Annotated in this window: 16 protein-coding genes; 3 read left to right on the top strand and 13 right to left on the bottom strand. The window is 52.1% G+C overall.

Annotation, left to right across the window (positions count from 1 at the left end; all coding sequences use genetic code 11):
* Positions 1-289: 289 nt before the first annotated feature.
* The 4 genes from hemG to pepQ are packed head-to-tail and all read right to left on the bottom strand — an operon-like array spanning position 290 to position 4,282.
* Entirely contained in the window at positions 290-835 is a 546-nt protein-coding gene (gene hemG, locus ABVN36_RS20720) for a menaquinone-dependent protoporphyrinogen IX dehydrogenase (RefSeq protein WP_000853982.1), read from the bottom strand.
* A gap of 11 nt (positions 836-846) precedes the next feature.
* A complete protein-coding gene (gene trkH / locus ABVN36_RS20715; RefSeq protein ID WP_000545688.1) occupies positions 847-2,298 on the bottom strand; it encodes a Trk system potassium transporter TrkH in 1,452 nt (483 codons plus the stop codon).
* A gap of 38 nt (positions 2,299-2,336) precedes the next feature.
* Complete coding sequence (locus tag ABVN36_RS20710) at positions 2,337-2,951, bottom strand: IMPACT family protein (protein WP_000378897.1); 615 nt, start codon at positions 2,949-2,951, stop codon at positions 2,337-2,339.
* Entirely contained in the window at positions 2,951-4,282 is a 1,332-nt protein-coding gene (gene pepQ / locus ABVN36_RS20705; RefSeq protein ID WP_000444529.1) for a Xaa-Pro dipeptidase, read from the bottom strand. Before pepQ ends, ABVN36_RS20710 begins: the two co-directional genes overlap by 1 nt.
* A 189-nt stretch (positions 4,283-4,471) precedes the next feature.
* Between pepQ and fadB the strand changes: the two genes are divergently transcribed.
* Positions 4,472-6,661 carry a fatty acid oxidation complex subunit alpha FadB gene (fadB, locus tag ABVN36_RS20700; RefSeq protein WP_023138664.1) on the top strand — a complete coding sequence of 730 codons (2,190 nt, stop codon included), beginning with the start codon at positions 4,472-4,474 and terminating at the stop codon, positions 6,659-6,661.
* Between the two features lie 9 nt (positions 6,662-6,670).
* Positions 6,671-7,834, top strand: a complete 1,164-nt coding sequence (fadA, locus tag ABVN36_RS20695) for an acetyl-CoA C-acyltransferase FadA (protein WP_000438783.1) — start codon at positions 6,671-6,673, stop codon at positions 7,832-7,834.
* Between the two features lie 196 nt (positions 7,835-8,030).
* Here fadA and ABVN36_RS20690 read toward each other — a convergent pair whose 3' ends face one another.
* The 3 genes from ABVN36_RS20690 to ubiD all read right to left on the bottom strand — a co-directional run bounded on the left by ABVN36_RS20690 (position 8,031) and on the right by ubiD (position 12,373).
* A complete protein-coding gene (locus tag ABVN36_RS20690) occupies positions 8,031-9,854 on the bottom strand; it encodes an aryl-sulfate sulfotransferase (RefSeq protein WP_000669892.1) in 1,824 nt (607 codons plus the stop codon).
* 253 nt (positions 9,855-10,107) lie between these two features.
* Positions 10,108-10,809, bottom strand: coding sequence for an NAD(P)H-flavin reductase (gene fre, locus ABVN36_RS20685; protein ID WP_000209831.1), 702 nt, complete (start codon positions 10,807-10,809; stop codon positions 10,108-10,110).
* An 85-nt stretch (positions 10,810-10,894) separates the two neighbouring features.
* Entirely contained in the window at positions 10,895-12,373 is a 1,479-nt protein-coding gene (gene ubiD, locus ABVN36_RS20680; protein WP_000339760.1) for a 4-hydroxy-3-polyprenylbenzoate decarboxylase, read from the bottom strand.
* A 185-nt stretch (positions 12,374-12,558) separates the two neighbouring features.
* Here ubiD and rfaH point away from each other — a divergent pair, with 185 nt between their 5' ends.
* Entirely contained in the window at positions 12,559-13,047 is a 489-nt protein-coding gene (gene rfaH, locus ABVN36_RS20675) for a transcription/translation regulatory transformer protein RfaH (protein WP_001192410.1), read from the top strand.
* Positions 13,048-13,054: 7 nt separating this feature from the next.
* Here the strand turns inward: rfaH and tatD are convergent, their stop codons facing one another.
* The 6 genes from tatD to ubiJ all read right to left on the bottom strand — a co-directional run bounded on the left by tatD (position 13,055) and on the right by ubiJ (position 17,915).
* Complete coding sequence (tatD, locus tag ABVN36_RS20670) at positions 13,055-13,837, bottom strand: 3'-5' ssDNA/RNA exonuclease TatD (protein WP_000459642.1); 783 nt, start codon at positions 13,835-13,837, stop codon at positions 13,055-13,057.
* A gap of 41 nt (positions 13,838-13,878) precedes the next feature.
* Positions 13,879-14,658, bottom strand: coding sequence for a Sec-independent protein translocase subunit TatC (gene tatC, locus ABVN36_RS20665; protein ID WP_000257554.1), 780 nt, complete (start codon positions 14,656-14,658; stop codon positions 13,879-13,881).
* A gap of 2 nt (positions 14,659-14,660) precedes the next feature.
* Positions 14,661-15,209, bottom strand: a complete 549-nt coding sequence (tatB, locus tag ABVN36_RS20660; protein ID WP_001609185.1) for a Sec-independent protein translocase protein TatB — start codon at positions 15,207-15,209, stop codon at positions 14,661-14,663.
* Positions 15,210-15,212: 3 nt separating this feature from the next.
* On the bottom strand, positions 15,213-15,467 hold the full coding sequence (gene tatA, locus ABVN36_RS20655) for a Sec-independent protein translocase subunit TatA (protein ID WP_000508972.1): 255 nt from the start codon (positions 15,465-15,467) through the stop codon (positions 15,213-15,215).
* A gap of 205 nt (positions 15,468-15,672) precedes the next feature.
* Positions 15,673-17,313 carry a ubiquinone biosynthesis regulatory protein kinase UbiB gene (gene ubiB / locus ABVN36_RS20650; protein WP_000187559.1) on the bottom strand — a complete coding sequence of 547 codons (1,641 nt, stop codon included), beginning with the start codon at positions 17,311-17,313 and terminating at the stop codon, positions 15,673-15,675.
* Complete coding sequence (gene ubiJ, locus ABVN36_RS20645; protein ID WP_001116085.1) at positions 17,310-17,915, bottom strand: ubiquinone biosynthesis protein UbiJ; 606 nt, start codon at positions 17,913-17,915, stop codon at positions 17,310-17,312. Before ubiJ ends, ubiB begins: the two co-directional genes overlap by 4 nt.

Below are 17,915 nucleotides of genomic sequence, written 5' to 3'. Positions count from 1 at the left end.
AAGAATCCGTATCTTCGAGTGCCCACACAGATTGTCTGATAAATTGTTAAAGAGCAGTGCCGCTTCGCTTTTTCTCAGCGGCGCGGGGTGTGCATATTACGCTTTCCCGCTTCAGAGTCAAGCGTTTATTTTCGCTTTTCTCCGTGAGGTTCTGGTCTGAACCCCGCTGACCCGGCGGCCTGTGTGCCGTTGTTCCGTGTCAGTGGTGGCGCATTATAGGGAGTTATTTCTGCCTGACAAGAGGAAATTTAAAATAATTTTCTGAGTGCGCACTTTTTATTCTTTGCGTTTATTTTGCCGACGATTTGTTGGTTAAATGGGCTATTTCACGGGCAAAGTGCGCAACCTGCTCCCAGTCGGTGTACACCACTTCTTTACTGGTATCCGTTTCGCCGCCCGACATCTTCATAATAAGCTTGATCATCAGACGGTCATACCAGCGATAACGGGGATAGCGAAGCGCGCCTGCAATGACGGCACAGTAGTCAGGTCGCCACGGAGAGCTCATTAAAAACTTACGCGCGTAGCTGTTAGTCTGCGGCGTCCGTTTTTCAGCTTTACGCGCCACCAGGTTAACGGAATAAAAGGCGCTCGGCATTCCGTTCAACCGCGTGGCGTATTTCTTAACGAACTCCTGAAAGGCGCTGTGGTAATGACCATAACGAATAGACGCGCCAATCACTACGCGATCATAGCTATCCCAGTCCGGCTCTTCTGCGCGATGCAGATTAACGACATCGGCCCAGATCCCCATCTCTTTGAGTTCAGAAGCCAGATAAGAGGCAATTTCGCGCGTTTGTCCGTCCCGGGTAGAGAAAAGAATCAATGTTTTCACGTGTTACTCCATTATTCACGCCAGAAAGTCGGGGTAAAAAGTACCAGCAAAGTGAATACTTCCAGACGACCAAATAGCATGTTGGCGATGAGTATCCATTTCGCAACCGGATTCATACTGGCGAAGTTATCAGCAACCACCCCCAGCCCCGGTCCCAGGTTATTAAGCGTAGCCACTACCGAGGCGAAAGCCGAGAAATCATCTACGCCTGTAGCGATAATAGCCAGCATACTGACGATAAATACCAGCGCGTAGGCAGAAAAGAATCCCCAGACGGCTTCCAGAATACGTTCTGGCAGCGCCCGGTTCCCCAGCTTAATACTGTAAACGGCATTCGGATGCACCAGACGTTTGAGTTCGCGGTTCCCCTGTTTAAACAACAACAGAATACGGATGACCTTTAACCCCCCGCCCGTTGACCCGGCGCAACCGCCAATAAACGCGGAACATAGCAGCAAGACGGGCAAAAACAGCGGCCAGCGCGCAATGCTGTCCGTGGTAAACCCTGCCGTTGTCGCCATCGACACAACCTGGAAGAATGCCTGATTTAGCGTTGTCAGCGCCGAGTCGTAGATATTATGGAACCACAGTACCAGCGTGCAGATTACCACCAGCGTCAACTGTACGCCGATGAACATGCGGAATTCCGGATCGCGCCAGTATACTTTCAGGCTACGCCCGCTTAATAAAGAGAAATGCAGGCCATAGTTACAACCGGAGATCAGCAGGAAAATAGCGATGATGGTATTAATAGTGGGACTGTCAAAATAGCCTACGCTGGCGTCATGCGTTGAGAAGCCGCCGATAGCGATAGTGGAGAAGCTGTGTCCGATAGCGTCAAACGCGGGCATCCCTGCAAACCATAGCGCCAGCGCGCAGGCTACCGTTAGCAAGACATAGATAAGCCACAGCGTTTTCGCCGTCTCGGCAATACGCGGGCGCATTTTGTTATCTTTCAGCGGCCCCGGCATTTCTGCCCGATAGAGCTGCATCCCCCCGACGCCGAGGATAGGGAGAATCGCCACCGCCAGCACAATGATCCCCATACCCCCAAACCATTGCAGCATCTGACGATAAAAGAGAATGGCGTGCGGTAATGAGTCCAGCCCCACCAGCGTAGTGGCGCCCGTGGTGGTTAACCCGGAGAACGATTCAAAAAAAGCATCGGTAATGGTGAGGTTTGGGCTTTCCGAGAAAATAAACGGCAGCGCACCCACGCTGCCCAGCACGGTCCAGAACAACACCACGATAAGAAATCCTTCGCGGGATTTCAGCTCGCCCTTTTCCCTACGGTTCGGCCACCACAGTATGGAACCGATCGCCAGCGCGACAAAAAAGGTCTGCGTGAACGCTCTTCCTGCGCCATCACGATATATTAGCGCTACCAGTCCCGGGAGAATCATTGTCCCCGAAAATAAGATAACCAGTAGTCCAACGATTCGGGTAATGGCGCGAAAATGCATCTCTGCCGCTTCCTTTATTCTTAAAAATGAGGTGGGGATTATTCTTCAATCGCTAACAATTGCAATGAACCACGGCTAAAATCCGCCAGTTTTGTGGAAAATGCATTCACATGAGCAAAAGGAAGCGCCACCCTGAGCCGAACAGACGCCTGATAATCGCTGGAAACGATCTTCCCGGCAAACTGTCCTAATAATGCTTCGATTCCGGCCAACTGACCGTACTCACACTGCAAAGTATATTCGGTTAATGGCGTCTTGCGTTGTGTGGCAAGCTGACGTAATGCCTGATTCACACCGCCGCCATAGGCTTTTACCAGCCCGCCCGTACCCAGCAGAATACCACCATAGTAGCGCACGACGACGGCAGTAATTTCTCCGACGCCGCTGCCCATCAATTGCGCAAGCATCGGCTTGCCTGCCGTTCCCGCCGGCTCGCCGTCGTCTGAAAAGCCCAGTTGCTGTGAGTCGTCCGGCGCCCCCGCCACCCACGCCACACAATGGTGGCGCGCATCAGGGTGCTCAGCTCTGACTGACTCAACAAACGCTTTCGCCGCGTCTACGCCATCGGTATGCGCCAATAGCGTAATAAAGCGGCTTTTTTTGATCTCTTCAACAACGGTGACCGGCGCTGCAGGGATTAACCAACTGTCCATTACGCCAGTTTTAAATCCCGCGTCATGTTTTCCACGCCGTTTTCGTGGATGACCACGTTATCTTCAATGCGAATACCGCCGAAAGGCTTGAGCGCTTCAATTTTCTGCCAGTTGAAGTGCTTGCTGAACGGCCCTTCGCGCCACGGCGCTAACAGCGATTCGATGAAGTAAATCCCCGGTTCGATGGTCAACACCATTCGCGGCTGTAACACACGCGTGCAGCGCAGATACGGGTATTTGGACGGCGCGGCGAGATGCGTACCGGAATCATCCTGCATAAACCCGGCCACATCGTGTACCTGCAGACCCAACGGATGACCAATACCGTGCGGCATAAACGGCCCGGTGAGATCATTTTCCACCATCGCCTCTTCACTCATGTCGGTAATGATTTGATGCTTACGCAGCAGCTTTGCGATGCGCTGATGGAACTGAATATGATAATCCACATAGCTAACGCCCGCCTTCATGGTAGCGATCAGCGCCAACTGTTCGTCGTTAACATCTTTCACCAGGTGGGCGTAGTCGTTATCGCTTTTCGCCGACCAGGTTCGCGTCAGATCCGCCGCGTAGCCGTTGTATTCCGCGCCCGCATCCAGCAGGAAACTGCGCATTTCAGACGGTGCCTGATGATCCAGTTTCGTGTAATGCAGCACGGCGGCATGTTCGTTCAGCGCCACAATGTTGCTGTATGGAACATCGGTATCGCGATGTCCCGTGGCGGTCAGGTACGCCAGGTTGATGTCAAACTCGCTCATGCCGGAACGGAAGGCCTCTTCCGCCGCACGATGACCGCTCACCGCCATTTTCTGCGCTTCGCGCATACAGGCCAGTTCATAATCCGTTTTATAGGCGCGGTAGTAATGCAGATAGTCGATAACACCTTTCGGGTTGATGTTGCTGGCGGCGATATCCAATTGTAGCGCGCGCTCAGGAACCGGGCCGATATAGCCGATATTGCCACGCGCGGCAGGCAGCTGGCTGCCGATGCCATCCGCTTTCGGTAAGGCGACGACCTCGACTTCTTCTGTCCAGAAGGACGTTGGCAGCGGTTCAACGTTATGCCAGTAATCGACCGGCAGATAAAACCACAATTTGGGTTTGTTGACGCCATCGACCAGCAGCCAGCAATTTGGAACCTGAGTTACCGGCACCCACGCTTTAAACTGCGGATTGACCTTAAACGGATAAGGGTGATCGTCGAGAAAGACGTTGAAAAGCTCGCCGGAATGAATAAGTAACGCATCCAGCTTAAAGCGCGCCAGAACATCGCGCGTCCGTTCTTGTAAGGTAACAATATGATTTTTATAGAGCGCGGCCAGTGATTCCATTTTTTACCCTTCTGTTTTTTTGACCTCAAGTTTCCGCATCTTAGCACATCGCCCCACGAGAGCGTGATCTCTGCCGAGCGTGATCACATCGGCATTTCTTTAATCATTTATTTGCATTTTATTAACACAAAATACACACTTCGCTTCATCTGGTACGACCAGATCACCTTGTGGATTCAGGAGACTGACATGCTTTATAAAGGCGACACCCTGTACCTCGACTGGCTGGAAGATGGCATCGCCGAACTGGTGTTCGATGCTCCAGGCTCGGTCAATAAACTCGACACCGCAACCGTCGCCAGCCTCGGCCAGGCGCTTGAGGTGCTGGAAAAGCAACACGATTTAAAAGGGCTGCTGCTGCGCTCGAATAAAGCGGCCTTTATTGTCGGCGCGGACATCACCGAATTTCTTTCACTGTTCCTCGTCCCCGAAGAGCAGTTAAGCCAATGGCTGCATTTCGCTAATAGCGTCTTTAACCGTCTGGAAGATTTACCCGTACCGACCCTTGCCGCCGTAAACGGCTATGCGCTGGGCGGCGGGTGCGAATGCGTGCTGGCCACCGATTACCGTCTGGCGACGCCAGACCTCCGTATCGGTCTGCCGGAAACTAAACTGGGCATCATGCCGGGTTTCGGCGGCTCCGTTCGTCTGCCGCGTATGCTGGGCGCAGACAGCGCGCTGGAGATTATCGCGGCAGGTAAAGATGTCGGTGCTGAGCACGCGCTGAAAATCGGCCTTGTGGACGGCGTGGTCAAACAAGAGAAGCTAATTGAAGGCGCGATAGCGGTGTTACGCCAGGCCATTACCGGCGATCTCGACTGGAGAGCTAAACGCCAGCCGAAACTGGAACCGTTGAAACTCAGTAAGATTGAAGCAGCGATGAGCTTTACCATCGCTAAAGGCATGGTCGCACAAACGGCGGGTAAACATTATCCGGCGCCGATGACCGCAGTGAAAACCATTGAAGCCGCCGCGCGTTTTGGTCGTGAAGAAGCGCTGAATCTGGAAAATAAAAGCTTTGTTCCGCTGGCGCATACCAATGAGGCTCGTGCGCTGGTCGGTATCTTCCTCAACGATCAATATGTAAAAGGTAAAGCCAAAAAGCTGACCAAAGATATTGAGACGCCGAAACAGGCAGCCGTACTGGGCGCGGGCATTATGGGCGGCGGTATCGCTTACCAGTCGGCCTGGAAAGGCGTACCGGTCATCATGAAAGATATCAACGATAAATCGTTGAACCTCGGCATGACCGAAGCGGCCAAGCTGCTGAACAAACAGCTGGAGCGCGGCAAGATCGACGGTCTGAAGCTGGCGAGCGTCATTTCGACCATCCACCCGACTCTCGATTATGCCGGTTTCGATCGCGTAGATGTTGTTGTCGAAGCGGTAGTCGAAAATCCGAAAGTCAAAAAAGCGGTACTGGCGGAAACCGAGCAGAAAGTGCGCCCGGAAACCGTGCTGGCCTCAAATACCTCCACCATCCCAATTGGCGAACTGGCAAGCGCCCTGGAACGTCCGGAAAACTTTTGCGGAATGCACTTCTTCAACCCGGTACACCGGATGCCGCTGGTTGAAATCATTCGCGGCGAGAAGAGTTCAGACGAAACCATCGCCAAAGTCGTCGCCTGGGCCAGCAAAATGGGCAAGACGCCGATTGTAGTCAACGACTGCCCCGGCTTCTTTGTTAACCGCGTGCTGTTCCCCTATTTCGCCGGTTTCAGTCAACTGCTGCGCGACGGCGCGGATTTCCGCAAAGTCGATAAAGTGATGGAAAAACAGTTTGGCTGGCCGATGGGCCCGGCCTATCTGCTGGATGTTGTCGGCATTGATACCGCGCATCACGCGCAGGCAGTAATGGCGGCAGGCTTCCCACAGCGTATGCAGAAAGATTACCGCGACGCGATCGACGCATTGTTTGACGCCAGCCGTTTTGGGCAAAAAAACGGTCTGGGCTTCTGGCGCTATAAAGAAGACAGCAAGGGTAAGCCGAAGAAAGAAGAAGATGCCGCGGTGGATGACCTGCTGGCAAGCGTCAGCCAGCCGAAACGCGACTTCAGCGACGACGAGATAATCGCCCGTATGATGATCCCGATGATTAACGAAGTGGTTCGCTGTCTGGAAGAAGGCATTATCGCAAGCCCGGCGGAAGCCGATATGGCGCTGGTCTACGGCCTGGGCTTCCCTCCGTTCCACGGCGGCGCATTCCGCTGGCTGGATACACAGGGCAGCGCGAAATATCTTGATATGGCGCAGCAGTATCAACACCTCGGCCCGCTGTATGAAGTGCCGGAAGGGCTGCGTAATAAAGCGCGCCATAACGAACCGTATTATCCCCCGGTTGAACCAGCCCGTCCGGTTGGTTCTCTGAAAACGGCTTAAGGAGTCACAATGGAACAGGTTGTCATTGTCGATGCTATTCGCACCCCGATGGGCCGTTCGAAGGGCGGCGCGTTTCGCAACGTGCGGGCAGAAGATCTCTCCGCCCACTTAATGCGTAGCCTGCTGGCGCGTAATCCGTCGCTTACAGCGGCCACCCTCGATGATATTTACTGGGGCTGCGTACAACAAACGCTGGAGCAAGGCTTTAACATTGCCCGTAACGCCGCGCTGCTGGCAGAAATTCCCCATTCGGTACCGGCGGTCACCGTCAACCGTCTGTGTGGTTCCTCGATGCAGGCGTTACACGATGCAGCGCGAATGATCATGACCGGCGATGCGCAGGTTTGTCTGGTTGGCGGCGTGGAGCATATGGGGCACGTGCCGATGAGCCACGGCGTGGATTTTCACCCGGGTCTGAGTCGCAACGTCGCCAAAGCGGCAGGGATGATGGGGCTAACGGCGGAAATGCTCTCCCGCCTGCACGGCATTAGCCGGGAAATGCAGGACCAGTTCGCCGCGCGTTCTCACGCTCGCGCCTGGGCCGCCACGCAGTCTGGCGCATTCAAAACGGAGATTATCCCGACTGGCGGTCATGATGCAGACGGCGTGTTGAAGCAGTTTAGCTACGATGAAGTGATCCGCCCGGAAACCACGGTCGAAGCGCTATCAACGCTGCGTCCGGCATTTGATCCGGTTAGTGGCACGGTCACGGCGGGCACCTCATCCGCGCTTTCCGATGGCGCAGCCGCCATGCTGGTAATGAGCGAAAGTCGTGCCCGTGAGCTGGGTCTGAAACCTCGCGCCCGTATTCGCTCAATGGCAGTGGTGGGTTGTGATCCGTCAATTATGGGTTACGGGCCGGTTCCGGCGTCAAAACTGGCGTTGAAAAAAGCGGGACTGTCAGCCAGCGATATCGATGTGTTTGAGATGAACGAAGCGTTTGCCGCACAGATCCTGCCATGCATTAAGGATCTGGGATTGATGGAGCAGATAGACGAGAAGATCAACCTCAACGGCGGTGCGATCGCGCTTGGTCATCCGCTCGGCTGCTCCGGAGCACGTATCAGCACCACGCTTATCAACCTGATGGAGCGCAAAGACGCACAGTTTGGTCTGGCGACGATGTGTATTGGTCTGGGTCAGGGCATCGCCACGGTGTTTGAGCGGGTTTAATCAAAGATAATATCCCCTAAATAACTCGCATTGCAGCGCAGCGGCAACTGAGCGAATCCCCGGGCACATAGATAACTATGTGCCCGGGGTGAGCAAAGGCAGCCAACAAAGAGGCTGCGCGAATTATGACGGGAAACAGTTTAGTTGCCGTTTTTCCCGCCCGTCAGGGGCGGGTTTTTTCACCGTATGGCCCGTTCTACTCAGTAAGCGCTTTGGTCAGGCTAAATGGCATAGCCTGATATCCACGCGCACCATGTATTTGCATTTCGACCGCAGGCTCTTTTTCTCCCCATTTGAACTCTTCCAGATACGGATTAGGCAAGCTGGTAAATGCGCCTACCGACAAATCAAACGCACCACCTGCTGTTGCGGAATACACGAACACAGAATTCTTGTCAGTCTGGTACTCGGTGATAGAGGTTACCGGGCTAAACCACTCGTTCCCGCGCTCTTTACCGTATTGCCAGATCTGTTGGACTGTCTTGTTTTTCTGGTCGATTTTGTAAATCACGGAGCGGCTGTATTTCATACTCTGCATAGCAGGCTGTTCTAAGCCGCGGCCATCGCCATTGTCGAAAGCGGAAAGGTATAAGATATCGCCTTTACTCTTACTATCAATTTTAAAGGCCGTATGTTGCGTCCATGTCCAGTCGAAGTCACCCTCGCAGCCACTGTCCTGGCAAGCAATTTTTTGGCCTTTGCTATCCACTGGCGTCAGAATTGCGGCATTAAATGGCGCTTTCCAGCCAGCAGGCGTACCCAGTATCCACTTCACTTTCTTATCGCGGCCGATTTTGATAATCGCACTCTGGTGGCGGGAGCTGATGATGATGGAATCATCTTCACTGTCATAGTCGACGCTGTTGACATGCGCCCAGTTGCGGCCAGCCCCACTACCCACGATATCCCCGAATTTGTCGGAGGAGTCCAGCGCCGCCAGATCTTCTTCGCTCAACGTATGGCCGGACTGGCTGGCGTCGATATTCAGGCACACAGCGCCCTGATCGAGGGTTTTCATTATCACATCACGATAAGGATCGAGGATATCAAACAGACGCCATTCATCCACTACCACGCCGTTCTGATCAACTTCGGCAATCACATCACGCACGGTACGAACATTTTTCCCATCAGGACGTTTATAGTTAGAGCTGGCTACACGCAGGAAGTAGTGACCGTTGGCCGCGTTATCCATTGAGTGTGAAAAATCGTTATAATTATCCGGCAGACGGCGGTTAAAGATTTCACGCCCCATGATATCGTATTTCACATAACGCTGACCGTAGCCCCACGATAGTGCGCCATCCTGGTTTTGTTTAAAGCCCATCATAACGCCAGCACGATAAATTGACTTTAAATCATAAATTGAACTTGGATTCATAAACCAACGAATATCACCGGAGGTGTCGATAATAGCGTTAGCTGTAGTGAAGTTCCATTCTAATGCACCCCCAGTAGGGTTGTTCCAGACAGTACGCGTTCCATTCCCAGACTTATCTTTCGTATTATTCAAAAGATACAAGCGATCTTTAAATTCTGGGGAAACCTTTTTAACATCGATAGTAAAGAGTGCTGATTGTTCTTCTTTTGTACCCGATGATTCAATATAGGCAGGCGGTGCATACATTTTATAGCTTTCTTTTATATTTTCGGTTTTACTACCCTGGATCCTTGTATATTCAACTTCAACGGTATTGACATAATCTGGGTAAAGACCAAAGACGGGGATACCGCCATACGTTAAAAGGTATTTATTATTAACTTTATACGCGATCTCCTGGCCATTTTCTTTGGGGACAATCCGTACATGCACGTCACGTAACTGGTAACCGCCATTACGAATAACGGCGGTTAGCGGCGCGATATCATAGGGGTTCATAACAACTTCGCCAATTTTTCCCTGGACCTGATAGTCCACTTTAGCGCCGCTGGCGCCGCCGATGGCGAAAGCAGTAGAAGGTACTGATGACAAAATTGCAACAGATAATGCGAGAGAAGTTAAAGCATATTTAAATTTCATAACACTCTCCATCTTATAAATAAATAACTAACTTTCCATTTTATGTTTCTTTTATAAAAATAAATGAAGCATATATAATTAACTATTTTTATTGATAGCCTCAGGACATAATATTACTTAATTTATTACACGCAATACAAAGCCTGTAGATATTCAATATCATAAGGTTTTATAGTTGACGATTAATTAATATTTAAGAGGACTTTTAGGTAGGCTAACGTAAAAAGGGACGCTACTGCGTCCCATAAAATAGTTAAATAAATGCGAACGCATCGCCAAACAGACGATCTTCCCGCGCGTTACGCTCATGACAGAACAGATCGCGGGCGATTTTCGCCATCTCAAAACGTCCGGCAATATAAATATCGTGCCCCGCCAGCGTACCATAATCCTGCAATACCGCCGTAAGTACCGTTCCTGTACGTCCACGCCAGCCTTCTTCCGGCTGCTCGACAACAGGTTCAATACGCAAATTCGGATGGTTAACAGAGAGTGCTTCCAGCTCAGAGAGATCATAGAGGTGCTTTTCTTCGCGACCGCCCCAGTAAATGGTAACATCGCGGGCCGGGTTGCGCGCTAACGCCGTCAACAGGATGGAGCGCACATAAGAAAAGCCCGTACCGCCCGCGATCAGAATCAACGGACGCTCTTCATCGTCACGTAGCCAGGCGTCGCCATGCGGAATATCGACGACGATTTCCCGGTCTTTCAGAATCCGATCCATGACCGCCATCGCATACAGATTGAGCTCGGAGGCGCCAATGTGTAATTCAATAAACCCTTTCTCGTCCGGCGTTGAGGCCATCGAAAACGGGCGTTTGTCACGCTCGTCCATTACGACCATCAAATACTGACCAGCGCGGAATGAAAACGCCGCGTCCGGCACTAAACGAACCCGATATACGGTATCGGTGATAGCTTCTACCGAGGTCACTTTACAGCTTAAGGTTGTCATGCGCTCCCTCTGTCGGGTGTCGGGTCAATACCGACATTTTTCAAGCCGAGTCGCCGCAGCCTGAAATGTCGATGTCCGCTTTCAGTTATTTAAAGATAGCCAGCTCATCCCAAATCGCATCAATACGCGCGGTAACTTCAGGATCTTTAACAATAGGACGACCCCACTCGCGTTGGGTTTCGCCCGGCCATTTGTTTGTGGCATCCAGCCCCATTTTTGAACCCAGCCCGGAGACCGGCGAGGCAAAATCCAGGTAATCAATCGGCGTATTTTCAACCAGCACCGTATCCCGCGCAGGGTCCATACGGGTGGTAATCGCCCAGATCACATCATTCCAGTCGCGTGCGTTAACGTCATCATCGCAAACGATAACAAATTTCGTATACATAAACTGGCGCAAAAACGACCAGACGCCCATCATGACGCGTTTCGCATGACCAGCGTACTGCTTTTTCATCGTCACTACCGCCAGGCGGTAAGAACACCCTTCCGGCGGCAGATAAAAGTCGACGATTTCCGGAAACTGTTTTTGCAGAATAGGCACGAAGACTTCATTGAGCGCCACCCCTAATACCGCAGGCTCATCGGGCGGACGCCCGGTATAGGTGGAGTGATAGATGGCATCCTCACGCTGCGTAATATGCGTGACGGTAAAGACCGGAAAGTTATCCACTTCATTATAATAGCCCGTATGATCGCCATACGGCCCTTCCGGCGCCATCTCTCCCGGCTCAATGTAACCTTCAAGGATAATCTCGGCGCTGGCAGGCACTTCCAGATCGTTAGAAAGACATTTAACCACTTCAGTTTTCGTGCCGCGCAGCAGGCCCGCAAAGGCATACTCCGACAGAGTATCGGGAACTGGAGTCACGGCGCCAAGTATCGTCGCCGGATCGGCGCCCAATGCGACGGAGACCGGGAAACGTTCACCCGGACGCGCGGCTAACCACTCCTGAAAATCCAGCGCGCCGCCGCGGTGAGACAGCCAGCGCATAATCAGCTTATTTTTACCTATCAACTGCTGACGATAAATGCCCAGGTTTTGCCGTTCTTTGTGCGGACCACGCGTTACCGTCAGTCCCCAGGTAATCAGCGGCGCGGCGTCGTCCGGCCAACAGGTCATGACAGGAAGACGCGTTAAATCGACATCATCGCCAGACGCGATTTTCTGCTGGCAAGGCGCGCCGCGTAACCGTTTCGTCGGCATATTCAGCACTTGCTTAAACTGCGGCAGCTTGTCAAACAGATCGCGAAAGCCTTTCGGCGGCTCAGGTTCTTTCAGAAACGCTAATAATTTACCCACTTCCCGTAATGCGGAAACATCATCCTGCCCCATGCCCATCGCCACGCGTTTTGGCGTGCCAAAAAGGTTGCACAGCACCGGCATGGCGTAACCTTTAGGATTTTCAAACAGCAACGCCGGTCCACCGGCACGCAGCGTGCGGTCAGCGATTTCCGTGATTTCCAGATGAGGATCCACAGGTAGCGTGATGCGTTTTAGTTCCCCCTGCTGCTCAAGTAGCGTCAGGAAGTCGCGTAAATCGTGATATTTCATGGCGTCCATTGTAGCCTCTTGGTAAGCGCATCATTATACGGCGTTCATCATCGGGATGCTGTATTTTTGTTAAATTAGCGTGAACTCTGGCAACCAACGCTAATCCAGATACGGCTTAAAGGATGAAGTGTATAATTAACTTCGCGCATGGCTTTTGCTATGCTTGCGCCCCGAACAAGCGGATAAGAGTCATTATGCAATCCTGGTATTTACTGTACTGCAAACGCGGGCAACTTCAGCGTGCTCAGGAACACCTCGAAAGACAAGCGGTAAGTTGCCTGACACCGATGATCACCCTGGAAAAAATGGTACGCGGAAAACGTACCTCCGTCAGCGAACCGCTCTTTCCTAATTATCTGTTCGTTGAATTTGATCCGGAAGTGATACATACCACTACAATCAACGCCACGCGCGGCGTCAGCCATTTTGTGCGCTTTGGCGCGCATCCTGCGATCGTGCCTTCCAGCGTTATTCATCAGCTTTCTATCTACAAGCCCGAAGGCGTTGTCGATCCTGAAACCCCCTATCCCGGCGATAGCGTCATCATCACGGAAGGCGCATTTGAAGGGCTGAAAGCGATTTTTACCGAACCGGATGGCGAAACGCGTTCGATGTTACTGCTTAATTTACTCAATAAAGAAGTGAAGCAGAGCGTAAAAAACACCGGTTTTCGCAAGATTTAGCGATCGTTCAGAATACAACCTCAAATAAGGTTCTGGCGTTGGCATCTGTCATCGCCGCTAACCATTGCGGATCTTCACCACGCCATAGCGCAATGCGTTCCAGGATGTGAGGCAGATACGCGGGCTCGTTGCGTCGTGACGTTGGTTTCGGCGTAAGATCGCGAGGCAACAGATACGGCGCGTCGGTTTCTATCAGTAGCTTTTCCGCTGGAATAAACGGTAAGAGTTCACGTAGCTCAAGCCCGCGTCGTTCGTCGCAAACCCACCCGGTAATACCGATATAGAGCCCTCTGTCCACACAGGCCTGCATTTGCTGGCGTGAACCGGTAAAGCAGTGCAGTATTGCACCCGGAAGACTATCCAGCCAGGGATCAAGCAATGCCAGAAATCGCTCATGCGCGTCCCGGCAGTGCATAAAGATTGGCATCTGTAATTCGGCGGCAATTTGTAGCTGCGCCTGAAAGGCACGCTCCTGCTCCTGCGGCGTGGAAAAATTGCGATTGAAATCCAGCCCGCACTCACCGATAGCGACGACTTCCGGCTGGTTCGCCAGCGCAATAATGGCGTCTTCAGACGCGGATGACCACTGACTGCTGTCATGGGGATGGACGCCAGCCGTCGACCAACAATGGGGGTAGCGCCGCGCCAGTTTTAACGCCTGCTGACTTTCATGGATGTTCGTTCCGGTCAGTAGCATACCTTTTACTCCCGCCGCAAACGCACGGGCGACCACATCATCACGATCTTTTGCAAACTGGCTACTGGTTAAATTAACGCCAATATCAAACATGCTTGCCCCCATATGACAACCGCCCTGGCGGGCGGTTGTGTTTAGTCTTCAGTGTGCTCGGCCTTTTCGGTTTCGGCCTCGTTATCTTCGTCGCGCGTCCGTCGCTTACCGACATAAAAGCGTGAGCAGAAAACGCCAATTTCAAACAGGCAGTACATCGGTATCGCCAGCAACGTTTGCGAGAAAACATCTGGCGGCGTAAGCAGCATTCCCACAATGAATGCCCCGACCAGGATATAAGGCCGTTTTTTACGCAAATCTTCTGGCGTGGTGATGCCCATCCAGCACAGCAACACAATCGCCACCGGCACTTCAAAGGCTACGCCAAAGGCCATAAAAAGCGCCATAACAAAGCTAAGATAGCTGGCGATATCTGTCGAAACCTGTACCCCTTCCGGCGCCGTATGCGTCAGGAAACCAAAGGCCAAAGGGAATACGACAAAATAGGCGAAGGCCATACCAATGTAGAAAAGCAGCGAACTGGATACCAGCAGCGGTACGACCAGACGACGCTCATGCTTATACAGCGCCGGGGCGATAAAGGCCCAAACCTGGTACAAAATGACAGGCGCGGATAAGATCAAAGACACCATGAAGGTGAGTTTGATAGGCGTAAAAAACGGCGACGCCACATCCGTCGCAATCATTGTCGCCCCTTGCGGCATCTGTTTAATCAGCGGTGCGGCGACTAAATGATAAATATCATTGGCGAAATAAATTAACGCCAGAAAAATCAGAAGTACTGCGACGATGCAGTTTAGCAGGCGCTTACGCAACTCGATCAGATGCGTGATAAGCGGTTGAGTATCTTCTACAGCCATGTTTACGGTTTATCACTCGACGAGGGGGAAGATTCGACAACAGGCGCAGCGGATTTCTTCTCGGCGTCTATCGTGGCTACGGAAGCGGTTTCCGTCGACTCAGGCTCGTTAGCTTTAACGGGCTCCGGCTTTTGTTCCGGCGCGCTCACCTGTGTTTCAGCGGCGGCAGGGGTGACGCCCTCATGCTGCGTTTCGTTCCCTTTTACCACCGGATTATGGATGGTATGCGCTTCATCGCTCGCTTGTTCGGGATCGTTAGCGCTGTAGGTGCGTTTCATCGACTCCGCCGCCTGACGCAGTTCATCCATAGATGCTTTCAGTTCGGGAGTCAGATTTTCCAGGCTCGCCTTTTCGACTTTTTTCAGACTGTCCTGGAACTCCTGAAGTTTCAGTTCCTGAGTCAGTTCATTCTGAACCGTTGTCGCAAGGGACCGCAACGCGCGAATCCAGCCCGCTACCGTTTTTACCGCTACTGGCAATCGTTGCGGCCCCAACACAATGAGGCCGATAACGAACACTAACAGCAGTTCGCTAAAACCGATATCAAACACGGATTATACCTGCTCTTTATCTTGGCTTTTAGCGTCTTCCTTTTTCGCTTCGCCTTGCTTATCCGCGATAGATTTAGCGGTAAAATCAGCGTCCTGACTGGTTTTATCCTGTTTGGCATCATCATCGCTCATGGCCTTTTTAAAGCCTTTGATAGACGCGCCAAGATCGGAACCGATGGAACCGAGTTTTTTGGTGCCGAACAGCAGTACGACGATAACGGCAACAATCAACAACTGCCAAATACTGATACCACCCATACATGTTCCTCTGTGATAGATGATGAATTAATAGGGCCGCATTATACACATTATCCTTCGCGCTGCCTCTTTGTTAGCCGCTTTCGCCCGCCCTATTCACATACTTTTACATACGACCGGGACGACATTGACTTGCGGCCTGAGTACTGCCTCGAGTGATAATATGTACCTGCGTGACACAACCGGCGTTGAGCGATAAAAAACCTCAACGAGTTTTACGCCAGCCAACCAGCCAGACCACTACGCCGCCGACCATGAGCCAGCCAGGCATCAATCCCCATTCAGGGCGGTTGACGAGTAAGAATGACCCGCTCAGTAACAGCGTTGCGCCAATTCCCAATAAATAACGAGACTGACTTTGGCGCACATGGTTTACCTGTAACTCGCGCGCAATCTTATCAACACTGTGCTGTAAATATTTGCCCTGGCGCAAACTGTCGTACACCAGTTCAGGTATTTCTGGCATTTTTTCGACCCAGAACGGCGCTTTTTCTTTAAGAGCCCGCGTGAGAGCCGGAATACCCACCTGATCTTTAATCCAGGACTCAAGAAACGGCTTCGCCGTTTTCCACAAATCAAGCTGAGGATAAAGTTGCCGCCCAACCCCTTCAACATACAATAATGTTTTCTGCAACAACACCAGTTGCGGCTGGACTTCCATGTTAAATCGACGCGCTGTATTGAAAAGGTTTAACAACACATGACCAAACGAGATTTCCGCGAGCGGCTTTTCAAAGATAGGTTCACAGACGGTGCGGATGGCAAACTCAAAATCTTCAACGTTGGTATCTGGCGGAACCCAGCCTGAATCGACATGCAGTTCTGCCACCTTTCGGTAATCGCGATTAAAAAACGCGATAAAGTTTTCAGCCAGATAACGCTTATCTTCTTTGTTTAGCGACCCGACGATACCGCAGTCAATGCCGATATATTGCGGATTTTCAGGGTGTTCATGGCTGACAAAAATATTTCCCGGATGCATGTCCGCATGGAAAAAGCTGTCGCGGAAAACCTGGGTGAAGAAAACTTTAACCCCGCGTTCCGCCAGCAGTTTCATGTTGGTGCCGTTCTTTTCCAGCGCCGCCACATCCGAAACCGGAATGCCATATATCCGCTCCATCACCATCATGTTCTGGCTACAGTAATCGGAGTACACCTCCGGGATATACAGCATGGGACTATTTTCAAAATTGCGGCGTAACTGAATCGCGTTGGCCGATTCCCGCAGCAGATTCAGCTCATCGATCAGCGTTTTCTCATACTCACGCACCACTTCCGTCGGGCGCAGACGACGCCCATCCGGCAACAGGCGTGGTACCCAGCGAGCAAGGCGATAAATCAGTTTCAGGTCTGCCTGAATTACCGGCAAAATATCCGGGCGAATGACCTTAATAACCACTTCTTTACCGTTTGATTTCAATCGCGCGGTATGTACCTGGGCGATTGACGCCGACGCTAAAGGCTGGATATCAAAGTCGTCAAACCAGGCTTCGACTGGTAGCCCCCCCATCGCCTCTTCAATCTGGGCTTTCGCCAGCCGACCATCGAATGGCGCGACTTTATCCTGGAGCAAAGCGAGCTGATCGGCGATTTGCGGCGGGAACAGGTCACGGCGCGTGGAGAGCATCTGACCAAATTTGATCCAGACCGGTCCCAGCTCTTGCAACGCCAGTCTTAATCGTTCACCCAGCAATTTATCTTTATGCCGGTTTGGCATCCAGAACAGCGAATAGCGCCATAATCGGAGTGGCAGTGTAAGACGCATTCGGGGGATGAGTTCATCAAGGCCGTAGCTTAGAAACGTGCGGATGATGAAATATAGGCGCCGTACTTCACCTGGCGTCATTTGGCCTCCAGTTTTTCCAGCCGTGTGGTCAGAGAATCTACGGCGCGCTCAACAGCCGCGGTTTCTTCGGCAAACCATGCGACTTCCAGCGGGCCAGGCGCCATACGCCACTCTTCAGTGATCGCTTCAGCGGCATAACGCTGCTGGCGTTGAAACCCGTGGCGCAGGAATTTAGCCCCGCCACGCACGACCTTACCGATACTTTCCGCCGCAATATCACCCGTGTATGGCGCCAACAGCTCCGCAGGATCGAATTCGGCGAGATCGGCGAGCGCCACAAAATTTTGCACGACCTGAATATCGCCCTGCACTTCCAGTTCGCCGCTGCGAATAAGCGCGGCCAACTGCTGACGATCGCGTAGTTTTGGCAAAACGCTAGCTTGAGTGATTACCGTACAGTCAGCTTCGCCTTCCCATGCCCCCAGCACATCAACCTGGCGTTCACTGAATACCAGGACTAATGGCATCGAAAATCCCTTTAGTTTCACACACAGTACTTTTCCCTGTAAGCGCGTTCTGGCTGATTTCAGCGCTGGCGAACGATACAGAAACGTATTGAGGAGACCTTCAATTCCTGCGGTCACTAAGGGTTTAAAAGGCAT

Origin of the sequence: Salmonella sp. SJTUF15581 (genome assembly GCF_043356775.1) — a bacterium.
In the GTDB taxonomy this organism is placed as follows: domain Bacteria; phylum Pseudomonadota; class Gammaproteobacteria; order Enterobacterales; family Enterobacteriaceae; genus Salmonella; species Salmonella enterica.
Note: the sequence above shows the minus strand (reverse complement) of the source record. Positions and strands in the feature narration are given on the sequence as shown.